Below are 19801 nucleotides of genomic sequence, written 5' to 3'. Positions count from 1 at the left end.
GGCCTGCGGGGGCCGCGGGGTCTGTCACCGTACAGAGCCTGTAATCGATTGCTCCCACCCTCTATGTTGATCGTTCCCACGCGGAGCGTGGGAACGATCAGGTAAAACGCGCTCGTCAGAACGACGGGCGGGCAGTCGCCACGGCTACCAGCACCACTCCGACCAGCAGATTGAACCCCACCACCTTGCGAATCCGCCCCAGCACCGCCGCACCGGCCGGCCAGTCCTTGGCCTGCACCGCCGTGCGCAGTTCGGGCAGCATCAATGCCTGAATCCGGATGAACAGCGCGGTCATCACCACATACAACCCCATCATCACCTGCACATAACGCGGCGCGTTGTCGAAGGCGATGTGTTGCAGATGCAGCATGCCCACTCCGGTCACCGGCAGCAGAATCACCGCCCCCCACACCCAACGAAAAAAACCTTGAAACACTTCCACCCAGAGCGTCAGGCGCCCGGGACCGTCCAGGGCCTTCATCGCTGCAGGGCGCAGCACCATCCAGGCGAAAAACATACCGCCGACCCACACCAGCGCGGCCAGTACATGGATGGGGTAAACGAGGCTAAAAGGTGTCATTGGGGTACTCCGATCTGCGCAGGATTGATTCGCGGGGTATGATAGCCCCCCATCCGAACCACTGAAAATTTATCCAGCGTTTTTTGCGCCCGACACTCAATGATCAGCACTGAACTCAAAACCACGATCCAGGGCGCCTACTCGCGTTTTCTAGAGGCCAAGAGCCTCAAGCCGCGTTACGGCCAACGTCTGATGATCGCTGAAGTCGCCAAGGTCCTCGGGGATATCGACACCGACGAAGAAGGCCGGCGCAGTGGCGACCCCGCGATCGTCGCGGTGGAAGCCGGCACCGGTACCGGCAAGACCGTGGCCTACAGCCTGGCCGCGATCCCGACGGCGAAACTCGCCGGCAAACGCCTGGTGATCGCCACTGCCACCGTCGCCCTGCAAGAGCAGATCGTCTACAAGGATTTGCCCGACCTGATGCGCAACAGCGGGCTGAACTTCAGCTTCGCCCTGGCCAAGGGCCGTGGCCGCTACATGTGCCTGTCCAAGCTCGACATGCTGCTGCAGGAAGGCCACGCGCAGACTGCCACGGCCCAGCTGTTCGAAGAAGAAGGTTTCAAGATCGAGGTCGATGAGGCCAGCCAGAAGCTGTTCACCAGCATGATCGAGAAGCTCGCCGGCAATAAATGGGACGGCGACCGCGACAGCTGGCCCAACGCGCTGGAAGACGCCGACTGGGCGCGCCTGACCACCGATCACAGCCAGTGCACCAACCGTCATTGTCCGAACTTCGGCCAGTGCGCCTTCTACAAGGCCCGCGAAGGCATGGGCAAGGTCGATGTGATCGTCACCAACCACGACATGGTGCTGGCCGACCTGGCACTGGGCGGCGGGGCGGTTCTGCCGGATCCGCGCGACACCATTTATGTGTTCGACGAAGGCCACCACCTGCCGGACAAGGCCATCGGCCACTTCGCCCATTACACGCGCCTGCGTTCCACCGCCGACTGGCTGGAAACCACCGCCAAGAACCTCACCAAACTGCTGGCCCAGCATCCGCTGCCGGGTGACCTCGGCAAACTGATCGAGCAGGTGCCGGAGCTGGCGCGGGAGATCAAGACCCAGCAGCAGTTCATGTTCACCGCCTGCGAACAGATCGCCGACTTCAAGCCCGGCGAAGACGTCGAAGGCCGCGAGCGTCCGCGTCACCGCTTCATCGGCGGGGTGATTCCCGAGCACATGCGTGAGATGGGCATCGAGCTGAAAAAAGGCTTCGCCCGCCTCAACGACCTGTTCACCCGTCTGACGGATTTGCTCAAGGAAGGCATGGACGGCGAGGTCAATATCGGCATCGCCAGCAATCAGGCCGAAGAGTGGTATCCGCTGTTCGGCAGCCTGTTGTCCCGTGCCTCCGGCAACTGGGAATTGTGGACTGCGTTCACCGCCGAAGACCCGGAAGAGAGCCCGCCGATGGCCCGCTGGCTGACCCTGGCCGAAAGCGGTTCGCTGTTCGACATCGAGGTCAACGCCAGCCCGATCCTCGCCGCCGAAACCCTGCGCCGCAGCCTGTGGAACGTGGCCTACGGCTGTCTGGTGACCTCGGCGACCTTGACTGCACTCGGCACGTTCGACCGTTTCCGCATGCGCGCCGGTTTGCCGAAAAAAGCCGTCACCGCCGTGGTGCCGAGCCCGTTCCATCACGCCGATGCCGGTGTGTTGCGGGTGCCGGACCTGAAGGCCGACCCGCGAGATGCCGCCGCCCACACCGCCGCGATCATCCGCGATCTGCCGGAACTGGTCGAAGGCTCGCGCGGCAGTCTGGTGCTGTTCTCGTCGCGCAAACAGATGCAGGACGTTTTTGACGGCCTCGACCGTGACTGGCGCAAGCAAGTGTTCATTCAAGGCAACCTGTCGAAACAGGAAACCCTGAACAAGCACAAGGCGCGGGTCGATGGCGGCGATTCCAGCGTGCTGTTCGGCCTCGCCAGTTTCGCGGAGGGCGTGGACTTGCCCGGCGCCTACTGCGAACACGTAGTGATCGCCAAGATCCCGTTCTCGGTGCCGGACGACCCGGTCGAAGCCGCACTGTCGGAATGGATCGAAGCCCGGGGCGGCAATCCGTTCATGGAAATCTCGGTGCCCGACGCCTCGCTGAAGCTGGTCCAGGCGTGCGGCCGTCTACTGCGCACCGAAGAAGACCGCGGCACCATCACCTTGCTGGATCGGCGGCTGGTGACCCAGCGCTACGGCAAGGCGATCCTCAATGCGTTGCCTCCTTTCCGTCGTGAAATATCCTGAGACATCGGTGGGCCGTTTCGCCCGCCGCGTTGTCTATCTCTCTGTCATTGCTTTTCCATTGGCCCTTGCGGGTCGTTAGGGAGAATTCCGTTCTCATGATTCGTCGTTCGTTGCCTGCCGTTTTTGCCCTGGTTTTCGCTGCACCTTTATTCGCAGCACCTGCCGGCCAGCAGACCCTGTTCAACTTTGTCCGCCCCGCCGATGTGGTGAAAGTGGCGACCGAAAACGCCGATTTGCCACAAGCCAACGCCGAGCAGACCCCCGAGGGTGAAGTGCTGCGCCGGGTGACGTTCAACCCGACGGCCCGCCCGACTTTGCGTCTGTCCCCGCAGACTGGCGCCTGGGACTGGTCGCAGTCCGGCATGATGAGCCTGCGCATCCAGAGCGCGATGAACTGGGCGGTGACCGTCTACGTGCAAATCCAGAGCAACGATGGCAAGACCCTGGTCAGTCGCGTTGATCTGCCGGCCGGTCCGGCGCAGACCCTACTGGTGCCGTTGACCCCGACTTCGCCACTGAGTCAGGGCATGAAGGCCGGGCCGGTGATGCCGATGACGATCGACGGGCAGCGCGTCCTGCTGGCGAGCAGCAGCGGTGAGCTGGATCGCAGCCAGGTGGTATCGGTCAGCCTGTCGATGGATCAACCGAAAGCCGCGCAAAGTCTGTTGCTCGAGCGTTTTGGCGTGCAGGACGAGGGCGAATTGATCAAATCCGCCTATGGCCATCTGGTGGATGCCTATGGCCAGTCGACCCGCGGCAAGTGGCCGGAGAAAGTCGCCAATGACGAACAACTGAAATCCGCCGCCGCCAAAGAACAGCAACAACTGAACACCTGGCTGGCCGAGCGCGAAAAGTCCTCGCTGGACAAGTTCGGTGGCTGGAGCAAAGGCCCGGCGTTCAAGGCCAGTGGTTTCTTCCGTACCGAAAAGCGTGACGGCCGCTGGTATCTGGTGACGCCCGAGGGCCATCCGTTCTATTCCCTGGGCGTGAACACCGTCAGCCCCGAGGTCAACCAGACCTACGTGGCCGGCCGTGAATGGATGTTCGAATCCCTGCCAAAACCGGAAGAGCCGCTGGCCAGCCATTTTGGCGAGGGTGACAACCGTGGCGGCAACGGCGCGGATCAGGGCCGTGGCTTCAACTACGGGCGTTGGTACGACTTCTATGGCGCCAACCTTCAGCGCCTGTATGGCGAGCCATGCACCCCGGACAGCGGCAACAAGGCCGGTGTCGCCGAAGCCGCCAAGGCTGGCGCCGCAGAAGAGGCGGCAACCAACGCCCGTGCACCGGTAGCCGCCTCCGAACAGCCGAAAGCCGGGGTCGCCGAGTCGGCAGCCACCAGCGACCAAAGCGCTGCGACACCGTGCAAAAACACCGTCGACGAACAAAAGTGGGCCACTCACACGCTTGATCGTCTGCAAGCCTGGGGTTTCAACACCGTCGGTAACTGGAGCGCCCCCGTCCTCGGTGACGCCGAGCGCCTGCCGTACACCTTGCCGCTGTCGATCGTCGGCGATTACACCAGCATCAGCACCGGTACCGACTGGTGGGGCGGCATGCCTGACCCGTTCGATCCACGTTTCGCCATGGCCACCGAACGCGCCGTGGCGATTGCTGCCCGCGATCATCGCGATGATCCATGGCTGATCGGCTACTTCGCCGACAACGAACTGGCCTGGGCCGGCCCCGGCGATGATCCGAAATCCCGTTACGCGCTGGCCTACGGCACCTTGAAAATGACCACCGACGTCCCGGCCAAACGCGCGTTTCTCAAGCAATTGCGCGACAAGTACCGCAATCAGGCGGGGCTGTCGAAGGCCTGGGGGATTGATCTGCCCGCCTGGGAATTGATGGAAGATCCTGGGTTCGAGGCGCCGCTGCCGAATCCGGAGCATCCGCAAATCGAAGCTGACTTCAAACACTTCCAGAAGGTTTTCGCCGACACCTACTTCAAGACCATTTCCGACTCGCTGAAATGGCATGCGCCGAACCAGTTGCTGCTCGGTGGCCGTTTCGCCACCAGCACCCCGGAAGCCGTGGCGTCCTGCGCCCAGTATTGCGACGTGCTGAGCTTCAACATGTACACCCTGCAACCGCAGGACGGTTATGACTTCGCCGCGCTGCGCAGTCTCGACAAACCGGTGCTGATCACCGAATTCAACTTCGGCTCCACCGACCGTGGCCCGTTCTGGGGCGGCGTGACCCCGTTGAGCAAGGAAGAAGACCGCGGCCCGGCCTACGCCAACTTTCTCAGGCAGGCGCTGAGCGAACCGTCGATTGTCGGCGTGCATTGGTTCCAGTATCTGGATCAACCGGTGACCGGGCGCCTGCTCGATGGCGAGAATGGTCACTTCGGCCTGGTCGGTGTCACCGATTTGCCATTCCAGGGTTTTGTCGAGGCCGTGCGCAAGAGCAACCTGGCGACCGTCGATCAGTTGAGCAAAGAGGCGCAGAAGGCGGCTGCCGCAGCGGACAAGACCGGCCACGAAGCCGAAGGCGGCCGTAAGGCTGATGCCGGCAAAGGCCCGGGGCAGGGCGCAGGCCATTCCGGCGGGCATTCCGGCAACGGTCACTGATCGATACGAAACCTGAAGACCGCCCGGCCCGCAGCGGTTCCCAAAACCCTCACGGGCTGGAACAATGCGGGCCACTTTGTAGAGCGTTTTCGCGGGGGAGTTGCGGGTGCAGATTCAGGGACATTACGAGCTTCAATTCGAAGCGGTGCGCGAAGCCTTCGCCGCACTGTTCGACGATCCTCAGGAGCGCGGCGCCGCGTTGTGCATCCGGGTCGGCGGAGAAACCGTTCTTGACCTCTGGTCCGGCACCGCCGACAAGGACGGCACGGAAGCCTGGCACAGCGACACCATTGCCAACCTGTTCTCCTGCACCAAGACCTTCACCGCCGTCACCGCGCTGCAACTGGTGGCCGAAGGCAAATTGCAGCTTGATGCGCCGGTCGCCCGTTACTGGCCGGAATTCGCCGCTGCGGGTAAAGAGTCCGTCACCCTGCGCCAACTGCTTTGCCATCAGGCCGGTCTGCCGGCCCTGCGCGAATTGCTGGCGCCTGAAGCGCTGTATGACTGGCAAACCATGGTCGATGCCCTTGCAGCCGAAGCTCCGTGGTGGACGCCGGGCACCGGTCACGGCTACGCCGCGATCACCTACGGCTGGCTGATCGGCGAATTGCTGCGGCGCGCCGACGGTCGTGGGCCGGGGGAATCCATTGTGGCGCGGGTCGCCAAGCCGCTGGGGCTGGATTTTCATGTCGGTCTGGCCGACGAAGAATTCCATCGCGTGGCGCACATTGCCCGTGGCAAGGGCAACACCGGCGATGCCGCCGCCCAGCGCCTGCTGCAAGTGACCATGCGCGAGCCGACGGCCATGACCACCCGGGCCTTCACCAATCCGCCGTCGGTGCTCACCAGCACCAACAAACCGGAATGGCGGCGCATGCAGCAACCGGCGGCCAACGGCCACGGCAATGCGCGCAGTCTGGCCGGGTTCTACGCCGGTCTGCTCGACGGCAGCCTGCTGGAAAGCGAAATGCTTGATGAGCTGACCCGCGAACACAGCCTCGGCGAGGACAAGACCTTGCTGACCCGTACCCGTTTCGGTCTTGGTTGCATGCTCGATCAACCCGACGTGCCGAACGCCACCTACGGCCTCGGCCCGCGTGCATTCGGCCATCCGGGTGCAGGCGGTTCCATCGGTTTTGCTGATCCGGAGCATGATGTGGCCTTCGGATTTGTGACAAATACCCTTGGGCCGTACGTCTTGATGGATCCGCGCGCGCAGAAGCTGGCGCGGGTGCTTGCCACTTGTCTGTAAAGCCTCGCCCAGGGTTCCAGGGCCGGAACCTCATGGCGTTTTTTGTTTCAAAGCGTCTGTTTATCCGGGCGAAAGTCCTCTGATTGTTCACTACTTCTTTTTGTGGGTTTCCAATGTCGTCCAAACAAACTCTCGCCCTGGCCCTGTGTTTCGCAATCACCGGTTGTGCACAGACTCCGAAGACCGACGCCGATGGCGGCAGCTGGTGGCCGTTCGGCTCTTCCGACAAAGTCGCAGCCAAGGAGTCGGCTCCGGCGCCTGCTCCGTTGAAACCGGCCGCTGCGGCCCCTGTGGCCAAGGCCGAGAGCAGCAGTCCCTGGTACTGGCCGTTTGGCTCGGACGACTCGGCTGACAAGGCTGAAGTAAAAGCTGAAGCCAAGACCGAGGCCAAACCGGTCGAAGTCGCCAAGGCCGAGGCCGCCAAGGGCGGCAAATGGTGGTGGCCGTTCGGCGGCAAGGAGCAGGACACGGCCAAAGTCGTGCCGATGCCCGATCCGAAAGTGACTCAGGCGTGGCTGGATGACTACGAACCGCGCCTGCGCACCGCGATCAAGGACAGCAACCTGCAACTCGAGCGCCGTGAAAACGTGCTGGTCGTGACCGCGCCGGTGGAAGGCTCGTTCAACCCGGATCGTCCGGCCATGTTGCTGCCGGTGACCCTCGGTCCGTTCACCCGCGTCGCGAAAATCCTCGAAGCCGATCCGAAAACCGCCGTTCTGGTGCTCGGTCACAGCGATACCAGCGGTGCCGCTCCGGCCAACGTCAAGTTGAGCCAGGAACGCGCCCAGGCTGTGGCGGCCATCTTCCGTCTCAGCGGTCTGCAACGTGATCGGTTGATGCTGCGCGGTATGGGGTCCGAAGCACCGCGTGCAGCCAACGACAGCGTTGAGGGCCGTGCCCTGAACCGCCGTGTCGAACTGCTGGTGACCCCGCAGAACACCATGGTCGCGCTGCTGAGCAAATACAACATGCCCGCACCCAAGCCAGTGACCCTGGTCGCGGCCCAGGACGTCAAGCCTGCTGCCAAACCGGTGACCCCGGCGCCGGCTGCGAAGAAAGCTGCCGTACCGGCCACCAAGAAGGCCCCGGCCAAGAAAGCCGCTGCCAAGGCTCCAGCGAAGAAGGCCCCGGCCAAAGCTCCGGCGAAAAAGACCGCGCCCGCCAAAGCCGCTGCAACCGACAAGAAAGTCGCTGCGACCGATACCACCAAAAAGTGATCCGCTAACGAAAAGGAATGCGCCGTGACCCAGTCTCTGGCAGATATGCGTCGTGATTACACCCGGGATGGCCTGACCGAGGCGCAAGCCCCGGCCGAGCCCTTTGCGTTGTTTCACCAGTGGTTCGCCGAAGCGGTGAAAACCGAACAGGCGCCGGTGGAAGCCAACGCGATGACCCTGGCCACGGTGGATGCGGACGGCCGTCCGCATTGCCGCATTCTGCTGCTCAAGGGCCTGGACGAGCAGGGCTTCACCTTCTTCACCAACTACGAAAGTGCCAAGGGCCAGCATCTGGCGGCGAACCCGTTTGCCGCCATGACATTCTTCTGGCCGACCCTTGAGCGCCAGGTGCGCATCGAAGGTCGGGTGGTGAAGGTCACGCCTGAAGAGTCGGATGCGTACTATCAGGTGCGACCGCTGGGCAGCCGACTCGGCGCCTGGGCTTCACCGCAGAGCCGGGTGATCAACGGCCGGGGTGAACTGGAAGATTTGCTCAAGGCGACCGAACAGCGCTTCACCGACACTCAGCCACACTGCCCGGAGCACTGGGGCGGCTACCGCTTGCTCCCCGAGCGCATCGAGTTCTGGCAGGGCCGCGCGAGCCGTCTGCACGATCGCCTCAACTACCGTGTGCAGGGCGCCGGCTGGATTCTTGAACGTCTGGCACCTTAAGCAGTCTACCGAGCGGGATAGCCTGCCGCAGCGGCTTCGAGCCATTTCGGCAGGTCCCGGCGCTTGATCTTTTGCGAATGAGCCTGCTTCAGCCGTTCGAGCATGAAGGCACGTTTGTCTTCATCCTTGCCCGCCAGTGACAAGGCAAGGTCGCGATCCATCCAGCGTTTGATCCGTACATACAGCCACCCGTGGAAGTACAGACCGGCGGCAGTGGTGACGACAATGATGAAGTAATCCATGGAAATCCTTGGGTCGACGGCGCAGGAAACGGAATTTGGCGCTACTGTTGGGTGAGTTCGCGGGCGCCTGTACCGGGCCTGAATGAAAGCAATTTTATCCGGGCGACGCCGTGACAGGCGTCAAGCTGCGGAGTTTAATGAATACCTGTCCTTTGGAGTTGATGCTATGCGTAAGTCTGTTCTGCTGGTTGCTTCCTTTTCCACGATGGCGATGTTGCTGACCGGCTGCCAGTCGAGCCTGACCGGTGACTCCTACTCCCGTGACGAAGCGCGTCGCGTGCAGACGATTCGCATGGGCACGATCGAATCCCTGCGTCCGGTGAAAATCGAAGGCACCAAGACCCCGATCGGCGGCGCTGCCGGTGCAGTGGTTGGCGGTGTTGGCGGCAGTGCCATCGGCGGCGGCAAAGGCAGCATTGTGGCAGCCGTTATCGGTGCCGTGGCCGGCGGCCTGATCGGTTCGGCCACTGAAGAAGGCCTGACTCGCACTCAGGGTGTTGAAATCACCGTGCGTGAAGACGACGGCAGCATGCGTGCCTATGTGCAGCAAGTGCAGGAGAATGAAGTGTTCCGCGTGGGTGAGCGGGTACGGATTTCCACCGTTGGCGGGACCAGCCGCGTTTCGCACTAAGCGCAAACAAGCGGTAAAAGAAAACCCCGATCAGGTGACTGGTCGGGGTTTTTTATTGGTTGTTTACGAGCCCGCCCGAGTGCCAATGAAATATTCCAGACCTTTCGGAAAGTCGACTTTCAAAAGCTCTGACGCCTGCCTGACCTGACTTTCAGTCATCTCCAGCTCTCCTGGTTCAACTTCCTCAAGAGTTTTGGATTCAGTGATTTGCGCTAATGCTTGGCTCAGTTCGTAATCTTTTACCTTGAGCTCGAATTGCAATGAGTCATCCTGTTTCTCATCCGGGAAAAATCCGGTGATCGATAAATAGCGCATCTTTCTCTCTTTAGTGAGTTATCGGGGAGTCGTTCTGCCTGGCTTTGCTTTTTTTGTTCGCTCTCCCGTCAAATGATTGAATTCTCCCAAATGAATTCCCAGCTTGTCGTACAGCTCTATAGCGCCGGTTTTGGAGTCCCATTCATATATCCGGCCTTTTCCATCAAGCCAGCGGGCTCTCCTTTTCCCACCACCTCGCACTGAGGCCTTTGACTTCACCCTTTGAGTGTCGGGGAACGCAGGAAGCGTTTCGGGATCATCGTAGTACTTATGGTCTCCAGGTTTGCTGACAACAATGTACAGCGGCCGAACTCCAGAATCCGCCGGGAAAACCAATATGAAATCCCGATACTCCGGCGGATAAACCGGGTTCACCAGAATCCCGTCCGCCGCTTTCGTCGGTGGGTACACCCAGATATGCGGTGCCTGCGGAGCAGCCTCCAGTGCCGGAATACCGAGGATGTCGGCCCCGTCTACAGCTGGCGTCCAAACCAGCTCAACACCTTCGCCAAGGTCTGCAATAAACCGGCTACCGCGTGCCGCGAACTGCACAACATCAACCATCTCCCAATCGCGATTCTTGCCGGTATAGAAGCCGTAACCCTTGAGGCTCCCGTCGGCCTGCTGTTCAACGCGCAAGCGCACGCGGGTTCGGGCCTGTTTGAGGGCGAGCAACTGGTCTTCGGTGTAGAGCGCGCTGTCGCCCAGGTTCGAGGGCATGAACATCGCCACCAAACCGAGCAGCGGGGTCGCGACAGCAGCAGAGGCCATCGCGGGCAATGCCTTGAACGCTTCACCGGCAAGGGCAAAACTGCCCAGGCCCGCAGGAATGGCAGTGCCGCTGATTTTCTTGAGCTCAACCCCGCCGCTGTCATCGACCTGACGGCCACCGAGCAAAATCAGCTCGCCGTAGTCCTTCAGGCTGTCAGTCGGCACCATCCCCGACGGATTTGAGTAATCGATGATCGCGTCCGGCAGCTTGCAAGACTTGGCGAACACGCAGCCGGCGCGCACCGGCTCAGGCTTGTTCGCCGCGACCTCATGGCTGCGTTCGAAGGCGTCCTGTCTCGCCAGCATGGCGTCGTACTTGTCTTGTCGGTCTTGCTGACCGGCCAGTTCGGTAGCCGTCATATAGCGGTAGGAGACGTGATGCCCGTCGCCTGCCGGTGGGTTGGGAACCCGGGGAATGTTCTTTTGACCAGCCACTGATTGTCCTTTCGTTCATGCATCGACAACCCCTCGAAAGGGGCTGCACGAAGTTAACGAAGCAGGAAAATCGTGGCTGTAGGATGCGTCTCTAAAGACGTGAGGATTGTTCGCTACAGCTATCGCAGCGCGGTGTTCTTTCTACTTGCCGCCAATGTCACCGCATAACCGATCAATGCCGCAAACACCGAGCCGGTGAGAATGCCCATCCGGTCCATCCCGGCGTATTCGCTGGAGCCCGGCACAAAGGCGAGGGAGCCGACAAACAGGCTCATGGTGAAGCCGATCCCGCAGAGAATCGCCACGCCCAGCACCTGACCCCAGTTGGCGCCCTGGGGCAGGGCGGCGATGCCGATTTTTACGGCGAGCCAGGTCAGGCCGAACACGCCGAGGGTCTTGCCCAGCAGCAGGCCGACGGCGATGCCCATCGGGACGTGGTGGGTGAAGCTTTCGGCGGTCACGCCGGTCAACGACAGGCCGGCGTTGGCGAAGGCGAACAGCGGCAGAATGCCGTAGGCGACCCACGGGTGCAGCGCGTGTTCGAGGGCCAACAGCGGCGAAGGCTCGGCGTTTTTCGTGCGCAGCGGGATGCAGAACGCCAGGGTCACGCCGGCCAGCGTCGCGTGGACACCGCTTTTGAGTACGCAGACCCAGAGGATCAAACCGATGATCATGTACGGCCCGAGCTTGACCACGCCGAGCCGGTTCATCGCCACCAGCGCTGCGATGCACGCGGCCGCCAGGCCCAGCGACAGGGTCGAGAGTTCGCCGGAGTAGAAGATGGCGATGATCACGATGGCACCGAGGTCGTCGATGATCGCCAGGGTCATCAGAAACAGCTTCAGCGACACCGGCACCCGCTTGCCGAGCAAGGCCAAGACACCGAGGGCGAAGGCAATGTCGGTGGCGGTCGGAATCGCCCAGCCGTCGAGGGCGGCCGGGTTGTCGCGGTTGAGGAACCAGTAGATCAGTGCCGGCACCAGCATGCCGCCGATCGCCGCCGCACCGGGCAGGACAATCTGCGACGGTTTCGACAACTGGCCGTCGAGGACTTCGCGCTTCACTTCCAGGCCGATCAGCAGGAAGAACAGCGCCATCAGGCCGTCGTTGATCCACAGCAGCAAGGGTTTGGCGATCTTCAACGCGCCGATCTGCGCCACCACAGGGGTGTCGAGCAGGCCGCTGTACAACCACGACAGCGGCGAGTTGTTGATGATTAGAGCCAGAATGGCCGCGGCGATCAGTAACAGACCGCTGGCAGCTTCCAACTGAAAGAAACGCGTGAAAGTGCTACGCAGAGGCAAGGTCGCTCTCCATCGATAAAGTCAAAAGGTGGGACACCCTAACCCGTACCGTTAGTTGTTAAAACAAAAGTTATATTCTTTTTTGTTATATATGGTTACAAGAGCGCCAGGCCGACATGCAGCAGAGCCTAGCAGTTGCCCAAGGGATTGAAGCTCAGCTGTATCTGTTGGTGCTGCAGGTTTTTTCCTAAGCTTGGGGGCTGAGCCTTTGAAGGCACTTCTGCCCGATTCACGAGAACAAACAGTCATGAGCGACAACCGACAGTGGGCCCGCGAAGCCATCCGGATCATCGAAGCGGACTTCCAGCGCAGCGCCGACACCCACCTGATCCCCTTGCCGCTGCCGGGTTTTCCGGGCATCGAGTTGTATTTCAAGGATGAATCCAGCCACCCGACCGGCAGCCTCAAACATCGGCTGGCCCGTTCGCTGTTTCTCTACGCCTTGTGTAATGGCTGGCTCAAACCCGGCGCACCGGTGATCGAGGCGTCCAGCGGTTCGACGGCGATTTCCGAAGCGTATTTCGCGCGGATGCTCGGCCTGCCGTTCATTGCGGTGATGCCGGCGACCACCTCCAGGGAAAAGATTGCACAGATTGCGTTTTACGGTGGCCAGAGTCATCTGGTGGACGATCCCACGCAGATCTACGCCGAATCCGAACGCCTGGCCCGGGAACACGACGGTCACTTCATCGACCAGTTCACCTATGCCGAACGCGCCACCGACTGGCGGGCGAACAACAACATCGCCGAGTCGATCTTTCAGCAGATGCGTTACGAGCAGCACCCATGCCCGGCCTGGCTGATTTCCAGCCCCGGCACCGGCGGCACCACCGCGACTCTCGGTCGTTACGTGCGTTATCGCCAGCACTGCACCCGCGTGCTGTGCGCCGATGCCGAACGTTCGGTGTTCTTCGACTACTACCAGACCGGCGACGCCAGCCTGCGTCTGGACCACGGTTCGCGCATCGAAGGCATCGGCCGGCCACGGGTGGAAGCGTCGTTCCTGCCCAAGGTGATCGATGCGATGGTCAAGGTGCCGGATGCGTTGTCGCTGGCGGCCATGCATTACCTGGCGCAGCGGTTGGGGCGGCATGTGGGCGGGTCGAGCGGGACTAACCTGATCGGCGCGCTGATGGCGGCGCAGCAGATGAAAGCCGCGGGGGAGTCGGGCTCGATCGTGGCGATTCTGTGCGATGGCGGCGAGCGTTACGCGGACACTTATTACGATCAGGCGTGGCTCAAGGCGCAGGGCTATGAGCTGGATGGATTGATGACGGCCGTGGCCGCGAGTGCCGAGCAGGGTGAGGCGCTGCCGGCCTCGGTTCTGCGCGCCAATATCTGACGCCGAAAACGACTGAGGGAGCGAATTCGCTCCCTCAGTCTTTTACAGTGTTTCAGGTCGTGCAGATCAGTCTTTCAGACCGAGAATGTCACGCGCCACGGCTTCCGCGATACGAATCCCGTCAACACCCGCCGACAGAATCCCGCCCGCATACCCCGCGCCTTCACCGGCCGGGAACAGACCTTTGACGTTCATGCTCTGCAGCGCCTCGTTACGCGTGATGCGCAGCGGCGACGAGGTGCGGGTCTCGATCCCGGTCAGCACTGCATCATGCAGCGAATAACCGCGAATTTGCTTCTCGAACGCCGGCAGTGCTTCGCGAATCGCTTCGATGGCGAAATCCGGCAGGGCCAGGGCCAGATCGCCCAGTGCCACGCCCGGTTTGTACGAGGGTTCGACTTCACCCAGCTCGGTCGACGGCGTGCCATTGATGAAGTCGCCGACCAGTTGCGCCGGCGCCTTGTAGTCGCTGCCGCCGAGGATGAAGGCGTGGGATTCCAGACGCTCTTGCAACTCGATCCCCGCCAACGGGCCGCCCGGATAGTCGACTTCCGGAGTGATGCCAACGACGATGCCGGAGTTGGCGTTGCGTTCGTTACGCGAGTACTGGCTCATGCCGTTGGTGACCACGCGGTTCGGCTCGGAGGTCGCCGCCACCACGGTACCGCCCGGGCACATGCAGAAGCTGTAGACCGAACGGCCGTTCCTGGCGTGGTGCACCAGCTTGTAGTCGGCGGCGCCCAATTTGGGGTGGCCGGCGTATTTGCCAAGGCGTGCGCGGTCGATCAGCGATTGCGGGTGCTCGATGCGGAAACCCACCGAGAACGGCTTGGCTTCCATGAACACGCCACGGCTGTGGAGCATGCGGAACGTATCGCGGGCACTGTGGCCCAGCGCCAGGATCACGTGTCTGGAGTGCAGGATTTCGCCGCTGGCCAGCTCGACGCCGACCAGTTGACCGTCTTCGATCAGCACGTCGGTGACGCGCTCCTGGAAGCGTACTTCACCGCCCAGAGCGCGGATCTCTTCACGCATGGTCTCGACCATGCCGGTCAGACGGAACGTGCCGATATGCGGCTTGCTGACGTAAAGGATTTCTTCCGGCGCACCGGCCTTGACGAACTCGTGCAGGACTTTACGGCCGAGGAACTTCGGATCCTTGATCTGGCTGTACAGCTTGCCGTCAGAGAACGTGCCCGCGCCGCCTTCACCGAACTGCACGTTGGACTCGGGGTTGAGCACGCTTTTGCGCCACAGGCCCCAGGTGTCCTTGGTGCGCTGGCGCACTTCGGTGCCGCGTTCGAGGATGATCGGCTTGAAGCCCATCTGCGCCAGCAACAGGCCGGCAAAGATACCGCACGGGCCGAAACCGACCACGATCGGGCGCTGGCTCAGGTCGCTCGGCGCCTGGCCGACGAATTTGTAGCTGACATCCGGCGCCACGTTGACGTTACGGTCGTCGGTGAACTTGCCCAGCACCTTGGCCTCGTCGCGCACTTCGAGGTCAATGGTGTAGATGAAGCACAGCTCGGAGGACTTTTTGCGCGCATCGTAGCTGCGCTTGAACAAGGTGAAATCGAGCAGGTCATCGCTGGCAATGCCCAGGCGTTGCACGATGGCAGCGCGCAGGTCTTCGTCGGGATGGTCGATCGGCAGCTTGAGTTCGGTGATTCGTAACATGACAGGATCCGGTTCGCGGGGCGCACAACTGCGCCAGGGCGTTTGAAGGCGGCGATTATAAGCCGCATCGGCCGGATCCCGTGAGGGTAAAACGATCAGTCGTTACGCGAACCGCCGAAATACCCACAACCACGCTGCACCTGGCCGTCGATGCGCAACTCGGCGCTCATGTGCTGCACGCTGCCGGTGCTGCTGTCGACGCAGCGCTGCGGCGCCACCCACAGCTCGATGCGCTGGTTGTTGGCTTCGCTGCTGAGGTTGAAGCGGCCATCGCCCAGTTGTTCTTCGACGTAGGGGACGGCGAGCGGCGGCTGGCCTTCGCGGTCGATGACCAGGCCCTTGCCGCTGACCTTGACGTTCCATTCCGGGCCATGGCCGGCGGCGCGCAGGATCAACTGCTTGAAGTTGGGATCGTCGCAGGCTGTGCCGGAGCGTTCGACACGATAGAGCCGGGTCAGGTCGAGGCGGTCGCCGGCGATCTTCCCGCGCACGTCGGCGAACAGCTTGCCCTGCTCATCGGCAAGGGTGGCGGCCTCCTGCAGGACGCTGGTGCCGCCGATATCGTTGACCACGTACTGGCGCTGCTCGCCACAGGCCTGGAACACCAGTTTGCCGTCGGCAGCGGTCAGTTGCCCCTGCATTCGCGTCTGGCCGACGTGGGAGGCGCTTTCCCGCGCGCCATCGAACAACTGGCACGCGGCAAACAACGGGAGCAGGGCAACAACGATCAGGGAACGGGCAACACGCATCTTTGGCTCTCCAGACAAGTGCCGCCACGTTACGCAGGCTGACCGTTCATCACAAGGGTTTAGCCCACGTGAAACGTCTGACCTGTCTGCAAGCCTTCGACACTCTTGGCGTAGGCCAATGCCACATCCGCCGCAGGAACCGGCTTGTAGCCACGAAAGTACGGGGCGTAGCTGCCCATGGCCTCCACCAGCACGGTCGGGCTGATCGAATTCACGCGCAGACCGCGTGGCAGTTCGATGGCGGCGGCACGCACGAAGCTGTCGAGTGCGCCGTTGACCAGTGCAGCCGAGGCACCGCTGCGGATCGGGTCGTGGCTGAGCACGCCGGAGGTGAAGGTGAACGAGGCGCCGTCGTTGGCGAATTCACGGCCGATCAGCAGTAGATTGACCTGGCCCATCAACTTGTCTTTCAGCCCAAGGGCGAAGCTGTCTTCGGTCATGTCACCCAGCGGGGCGAAGGTGACGTTGCCGGCGGCGCAGACCAGGGCGTCGAACTTGCCGGTCTGTTCGAACAGCTTGCGGATCGATGCGCTGTCGCTGATATCCACCTGGAAATCGCCGCTGCTGCGACCGATACGAATGACTTCATGACGCTGCGACAGCTCTTTGTCCACCGCCGAACCGATGGTGCCGCCGGCGCCGATCAACAGAATTTTCATCGTGATTGCCTCAAGTGATTGAACGAGGTTGCAGTCTAGAGTGGTTTTTTCCGCTGATAAGCGCGCTAATGGGCAACCTTTGGTTTTCAAATGGAAACAATCCATGAGCGAGATGGATGATCTGGCGGCGTTCGCGGTGTTGATCGAGGCCGGCAGTTTTACCTTGGCGGCGCAGCAACTGGGGTGCAGCAAGGGACAGTTGTCCAAGCGCATCAGTCAGCTGGAGGCGCGGTTTTCTGTGGTGTTGCTGCAACGCACCACGCGCCGGCTGAGCCTGACGGCGGCCGGTGCGGCGCTGTTACCGCAGGCTCAGGCGCTTGTCGTCCAGGTCGAAAAAGCGCGTCAGGCATTGGCGCGATTGAAGGACGACATGGCAGGTCCCGTGCGTATGACGGTTCCGGTGTCGCTGGGGGAAACCTTCTTCGACGGACTGCTGCTGGATTTTTCCCGGAAATACCCCGAAGTGCAGATCGAACTGGAGCTGAACAACAGCTACCGCGACCTGTCCCGCGACGGCTTCGATCTGGCGATCCGCACCGAGGTCGCCAATGACGAGCGACTGGTGGCCAGACCGCTGCTGGCCTGGCAGGAAATGACCTGCGCCAGCCCTGTGTATCTGCAACGTTTTGGCGAACCGCTGACGCCGCAGGCACTGGCCGAACATCGCTGCCTGCTCAACAGTCATTACAGCGGTCGCGAGGAGTGGCTCTATCACCAGCAGCACGAACTGCTGCGGGTAAGGGTGTCGGGGCCGTTCGCCAGCAATCACTACAACCTGTTGAAGAAAGCCGCACTGGCCGGCGCCGGGATCGCTCGCCTGCCGTCCTATCTGCTGCAGGCGGAATTGGCTGATGGCCGATTGCGCTGGCTCCTTCGCGATTTTCAGACCCGACGCATGCCGATGTACCTGGTGCACCCGTATCAGGGCGGGCTACCGAAACGCACTCAGGTACTGGCGGATTATTTGATCGGCTGGTTCAAACTCAGCGGCGAAGCGCTGGACCGGTTGTAGTGCCGGGCGATCAGGTGATCGATCGACACTTTGCCCGGTCCGGTCGCCATCAGGTACAGCAACACCGCCATCCAGGTGCCGTGGGTCGGGTAGGCATCCGGATACACGAACAGTTGAATGGTCAGGGTCATGCCCAGCAATGCCAGCGCCGAAAAACGTGTGGCGAAGCCGATCAGGATCAGAATCGGGAAGAAATGCTCGGCAAACGCCGCCAGATGCGCAGCGATTTCCGGTGACAGCAGCGGTACTTGGTATTCGCTCTTGAAGAGCGGAATCGTCGAGTCGGCCAGACGCGGCCAGCCGAACTCGAAGGTGCCATCGATCAGGTCGACGGCCAGCCCTTCGACCTTGGTCTGCCCGGACTTCCAGAATACGGCTGCGATGGAAAAACGCGCGATGAAGGCGATCAGGCTGTGAGGGGTTTTTTCCAGCAGCGCGATGGCGCGAGTAACGAAACTGTTCATGACGACACCTTCGGGTGGAAATTGATGATGACTTGGCGGCTGATGAGCAGGGCGAGGGTCTGACTGAGGTCAAAGGCCTCGGCGGATTCCAGCGCCCGGGTCAGTGACAGACCGGCCTTGAGCTGGCGAATGAACTGGCTGGCGCCGCGCTCCACGGCGAACACCTCGACCTCCAGCCCATTGCGCAGGATCAACGCGTGTTGAGCGTGATGAAGATCGACTCCGGCCAGCGTGGCGTCGTGCTGATGCGCGGCCCAGATGTCCACCACGGGGAAGTTTGAATCGAGCAGATACAGCGAAGGATGCAGACCGATGTGCAGTTCGTTCAGCGCATCGGCATCTGCGAATACGGCAGCGATCCGCTCCTGACTCAGAGGCAACGCATCGGCAGCGTGGTAGGCCTGCGTGCGCAAGCGTTCCAGCCTCGCGACGTCGGCCAGATAGGGAACGCTCGCGACAGGTTCGAATCCGCTGATGAAGTCCGCCAGCTCACGGCCGTAGTCGCTCATCAACGGACTGAGTGGCGGATGGCTTTGCACGAAAACTCCGGCCATGGCCCGGAAGAATTCGTCACCCACCAACTGCATCACCACGGGATAGCTGTCGGCTAAAGCGTTGATCAACGAACCCTGCACGTTGTTGCGGTACACCGCGAAACGGCTGGCCGGATCGGCGCCGTTGGCGCTGCACAAACCGTCGGGGCAGGGCCGGTCGATATCGAGCAATGCGGCGCTGAACGCGGCTTGCGTGCTCATGGCCGACCTCCCGCGCACAGCAACAGTTCATCGGCTTGTTGCGCTTCTGCCAACAGCACGCTGAAGGCCGGCACCTGATTGTCCCGTTCGATCAATGTCGCCACCGGGCCGATGCGTTCCAGCGCTTGCCGGTACAGCGACCAGACCGCTTGATCGATTGGCGCGCCGTGATCGTCGATCAACAGACGATCACCGAGGCTGTCGGAATCTTCAGCAAAACCCGCCAGATGAATCTCGCCCACCGCGTGCAGCGGCAGTGCGTCGAGGTAAGCCTGGGGATCGCGCTGATGGTTGATGCACGAGACGTAGATATTGTTCACGTCCAGCAACAGACCGCAGCCAGTGCGCCGGATGACTTCACGGATGAAATCCGCTTCGTCGATGGTCGAGCGCTGGAACGCCAGATAGGTTGCCGGGTTCTCCAGCAGCATCGGACGCTTGAGGGTGTTCTGCACCTGGTCGATGTGGTCGCAGACGCGGTTCAGCGTCGGCGTGTCGTACGCCAGAGGCAGCAAATCATTGAGGAACACCGGGCCGTGGCTCGACCAGGCCAGGTGTTCGGAAAAGGAGTGGGGTTGATAGCGCTCGATCAGCGCCGCCAGACGTTTGAGGTGCTGAACATCCAGCGGGCCCTCGGCACCGATGGACAGCCCGACGCCGTGCAGCGACAGCGGATACGCCTCGCGAATCAAACCCAGAAAGTGATGAAACGGGCCGCCGGCCACCATGTAGTTTTCGGCGTGGACTTCAAAGAAACCGATGTCCGGTCGTGAATCGAGCACTTCCCTGAAGTGCTCGCTCTTGAGTCCCAGCCCGGCACGGGACGGGAGCCCGCAAAGGGCTGCCCGAGTGCGGCGCAAGGCATGGTCGCAGGATGTGATCATGATCGACACTCGGGAGG

The 19801-nt window shown here is 61.9% G+C and carries 19 protein-coding genes; 8 read left to right on the top strand and 11 right to left on the bottom strand.

Features of this window, described 5'->3' with window-relative positions:
• Positions 1–115: 115 nt before the first annotated feature.
• The gene (locus L6D81_RS16585; protein ID WP_236181084.1) at positions 116–580 is read right to left on the bottom strand and encodes a CopD family protein; all 465 of its coding nucleotides are present in this window, start codon (positions 578–580) and stop codon (positions 116–118) included.
• 99 nt (positions 581–679) lie between these two features.
• Between L6D81_RS16585 and dinG the strand changes: the two genes are divergently transcribed.
• From dinG to pdxH, 5 genes are all read left to right on the top strand, one after another.
• Positions 680–2824 (top strand): ATP-dependent DNA helicase DinG, encoded by a 2145-nt coding sequence (gene dinG / locus L6D81_RS16580; protein WP_236181083.1) that lies wholly within the window; start codon positions 680–682, stop codon positions 2822–2824.
• A gap of 95 nt (positions 2825–2919) precedes the next feature.
• Complete coding sequence (locus L6D81_RS16575) at positions 2920–5400, top strand: beta-galactosidase (RefSeq protein WP_236181082.1); 2481 nt, start codon at positions 2920–2922, stop codon at positions 5398–5400.
• Between the two features lie 106 nt (positions 5401–5506).
• Positions 5507–6652 (top strand): serine hydrolase domain-containing protein, encoded by a 1146-nt coding sequence (locus L6D81_RS16570; protein WP_236181081.1) that lies wholly within the window; start codon positions 5507–5509, stop codon positions 6650–6652.
• Between the two features lie 113 nt (positions 6653–6765).
• Positions 6766–7869, top strand: coding sequence for an OmpA family protein (locus L6D81_RS16565; RefSeq protein ID WP_236181080.1), 1104 nt, complete (start codon positions 6766–6768; stop codon positions 7867–7869).
• A 24-nt stretch (positions 7870–7893) separates the two neighbouring features.
• Positions 7894–8541 carry a pyridoxamine 5'-phosphate oxidase gene (gene pdxH, locus L6D81_RS16560; RefSeq protein ID WP_236181079.1) on the top strand — a complete coding sequence of 216 codons (648 nt, stop codon included), beginning with the start codon at positions 7894–7896 and terminating at the stop codon, positions 8539–8541.
• A gap of 5 nt (positions 8542–8546) precedes the next feature.
• Here pdxH and L6D81_RS16555 read toward each other — a convergent pair whose 3' ends face one another.
• Entirely contained in the window at positions 8547–8783 is a 237-nt protein-coding gene (locus L6D81_RS16555) for a hypothetical protein (protein ID WP_236181078.1), read from the bottom strand.
• Positions 8784–8949: 166 nt separating this feature from the next.
• Here L6D81_RS16555 and L6D81_RS16550 point away from each other — a divergent pair, with 166 nt between their 5' ends.
• A complete protein-coding gene (locus L6D81_RS16550; protein WP_007969461.1) occupies positions 8950–9414 on the top strand; it encodes an outer membrane lipoprotein in 465 nt (154 codons plus the stop codon).
• 63 nt (positions 9415–9477) lie between these two features.
• Here L6D81_RS16550 and L6D81_RS16545 read toward each other — a convergent pair whose 3' ends face one another.
• The 3 genes from L6D81_RS16545 to nhaA all read right to left on the bottom strand — a co-directional run bounded on the left by L6D81_RS16545 (position 9478) and on the right by nhaA (position 12239).
• Positions 9478–9729: a pyocin S6 family toxin immunity protein gene (locus L6D81_RS16545; protein WP_011332788.1), complete on the bottom strand. Its 252-nt coding sequence runs from the start codon at positions 9727–9729 to the stop codon at positions 9478–9480.
• A gap of 18 nt (positions 9730–9747) precedes the next feature.
• Entirely contained in the window at positions 9748–10935 is a 1188-nt protein-coding gene (locus tag L6D81_RS16540) for an S-type pyocin domain-containing protein (RefSeq protein WP_236181077.1), read from the bottom strand.
• Positions 10936–11054: 119 nt separating this feature from the next.
• On the bottom strand, positions 11055–12239 hold the full coding sequence (gene nhaA / locus L6D81_RS16535; protein WP_236181076.1) for a Na+/H+ antiporter NhaA: 1185 nt from the start codon (positions 12237–12239) through the stop codon (positions 11055–11057).
• A gap of 247 nt (positions 12240–12486) precedes the next feature.
• Between nhaA and L6D81_RS16530 the strand changes: the two genes are divergently transcribed.
• The gene (locus L6D81_RS16530) at positions 12487–13581 is read left to right on the top strand and encodes a PLP-dependent cysteine synthase family protein (protein ID WP_236181075.1); all 1095 of its coding nucleotides are present in this window, start codon (positions 12487–12489) and stop codon (positions 13579–13581) included.
• 66 nt (positions 13582–13647) lie between these two features.
• On the opposite strand, the gene L6D81_RS16525 is transcribed toward L6D81_RS16530, so the two are convergent.
• The 3 genes from L6D81_RS16525 to L6D81_RS16515 all read right to left on the bottom strand — a co-directional run bounded on the left by L6D81_RS16525 (position 13648) and on the right by L6D81_RS16515 (position 16669).
• On the bottom strand, positions 13648–15261 hold the full coding sequence (locus L6D81_RS16525) for an NAD(P)/FAD-dependent oxidoreductase (RefSeq protein ID WP_236181074.1): 1614 nt from the start codon (positions 15259–15261) through the stop codon (positions 13648–13650).
• 95 nt (positions 15262–15356) lie between these two features.
• Positions 15357–16010, bottom strand: a complete 654-nt coding sequence (locus L6D81_RS16520; protein WP_236181073.1) for a COG3650 family protein — start codon at positions 16008–16010, stop codon at positions 15357–15359.
• Positions 16011–16069: 59 nt separating this feature from the next.
• Positions 16070–16669 (bottom strand): short chain dehydrogenase, encoded by a 600-nt coding sequence (locus L6D81_RS16515; protein ID WP_236181072.1) that lies wholly within the window; start codon positions 16667–16669, stop codon positions 16070–16072.
• A gap of 103 nt (positions 16670–16772) precedes the next feature.
• Here L6D81_RS16515 and L6D81_RS16510 point away from each other — a divergent pair, with 103 nt between their 5' ends.
• Positions 16773–17681: a LysR family transcriptional regulator gene (locus L6D81_RS16510; protein WP_236181071.1), complete on the top strand. Its 909-nt coding sequence runs from the start codon at positions 16773–16775 to the stop codon at positions 17679–17681.
• On the opposite strand, the gene L6D81_RS16505 is transcribed toward L6D81_RS16510, so the two are convergent.
• Genes L6D81_RS16505 through bufB form a run of 3 tightly spaced genes read right to left on the bottom strand, consistent with a single transcriptional unit; the run spans position 17630 to position 19784 of the window.
• The gene (locus L6D81_RS16505) at positions 17630–18145 is read right to left on the bottom strand and encodes a DoxX family protein (RefSeq protein ID WP_236181070.1); all 516 of its coding nucleotides are present in this window, start codon (positions 18143–18145) and stop codon (positions 17630–17632) included. The genes L6D81_RS16510 and L6D81_RS16505 overlap by 52 nt on opposite strands.
• Entirely contained in the window at positions 18142–18900 is a 759-nt protein-coding gene (locus tag L6D81_RS16500) for an HvfC/BufC N-terminal domain-containing protein (protein ID WP_236181069.1), read from the bottom strand. Before L6D81_RS16500 ends, L6D81_RS16505 begins: the two co-directional genes overlap by 4 nt.
• Complete coding sequence (bufB, locus tag L6D81_RS16495; protein ID WP_236181068.1) at positions 18897–19784, bottom strand: MNIO family bufferin maturase; 888 nt, start codon at positions 19782–19784, stop codon at positions 18897–18899. The genes L6D81_RS16500 and bufB overlap by 4 nt, the downstream gene beginning before the upstream one ends.
• Positions 19785–19801: the final 17 nt, after the last annotated feature.

Source organism: Pseudomonas sputi (genome assembly GCF_021603585.1).
GTDB lineage: Bacteria > Pseudomonadota > Gammaproteobacteria > Pseudomonadales > Pseudomonadaceae > Aquipseudomonas > Aquipseudomonas sputi.
This window is presented reverse-complemented; position numbering and strand designations above follow the sequence as displayed.

What these genes read in the sequence shown, in the direction of transcription:
- L6D81_RS16585 (WP_236181084.1), bottom strand. Translation starts at nt 580, where the DNA reads ATGACACCTTTTAGCCTCGTTTACCCCATCCATGTACTGGCCGCGCTG.
- dinG (WP_236181083.1), top strand. Translation starts at nt 680, where the DNA reads ATGATCAGCACTGAACTCAAAACCACGATCCAGGGCGCCTACTCGCGT.
- L6D81_RS16575 (WP_236181082.1), top strand. Translation starts at nt 2,920, where the DNA reads ATGATTCGTCGTTCGTTGCCTGCCGTTTTTGCCCTGGTTTTCGCTGCA.
- L6D81_RS16565 (WP_236181080.1), top strand. Translation starts at nt 6,766, where the DNA reads ATGTCGTCCAAACAAACTCTCGCCCTGGCCCTGTGTTTCGCAATCACC.
- L6D81_RS16555 (WP_236181078.1), bottom strand. Translation starts at nt 8,783, where the DNA reads ATGGATTACTTCATCATTGTCGTCACCACTGCCGCCGGTCTGTACTTC.
- L6D81_RS16550 (WP_007969461.1), top strand. Translation starts at nt 8,950, where the DNA reads ATGCGTAAGTCTGTTCTGCTGGTTGCTTCCTTTTCCACGATGGCGATG.
- L6D81_RS16545 (WP_011332788.1), bottom strand. Translation starts at nt 9,729, where the DNA reads ATGCGCTATTTATCGATCACCGGATTTTTCCCGGATGAGAAACAGGAT.
- L6D81_RS16530 (WP_236181075.1), top strand. Translation starts at nt 12,487, where the DNA reads ATGAGCGACAACCGACAGTGGGCCCGCGAAGCCATCCGGATCATCGAA.
- L6D81_RS16525 (WP_236181074.1), bottom strand. Translation starts at nt 15,261, where the DNA reads ATGTTACGAATCACCGAACTCAAGCTGCCGATCGACCATCCCGACGAA.
- L6D81_RS16520 (WP_236181073.1), bottom strand. Translation starts at nt 16,010, where the DNA reads ATGCGTGTTGCCCGTTCCCTGATCGTTGTTGCCCTGCTCCCGTTGTTT.
- L6D81_RS16515 (WP_236181072.1), bottom strand. Translation starts at nt 16,669, where the DNA reads ATGAAAATTCTGTTGATCGGCGCCGGCGGCACCATCGGTTCGGCGGTG.
- L6D81_RS16510 (WP_236181071.1), top strand. Translation starts at nt 16,773, where the DNA reads ATGAGCGAGATGGATGATCTGGCGGCGTTCGCGGTGTTGATCGAGGCC.
- L6D81_RS16505 (WP_236181070.1), bottom strand. Translation starts at nt 18,145, where the DNA reads ATGAACAGTTTCGTTACTCGCGCCATCGCGCTGCTGGAAAAAACCCCT.
- L6D81_RS16500 (WP_236181069.1), bottom strand. Translation starts at nt 18,900, where the DNA reads ATGAGCACGCAAGCCGCGTTCAGCGCCGCATTGCTCGATATCGACCGG.
- bufB (WP_236181068.1), bottom strand. Translation starts at nt 19,784, where the DNA reads ATGATCACATCCTGCGACCATGCCTTGCGCCGCACTCGGGCAGCCCTT.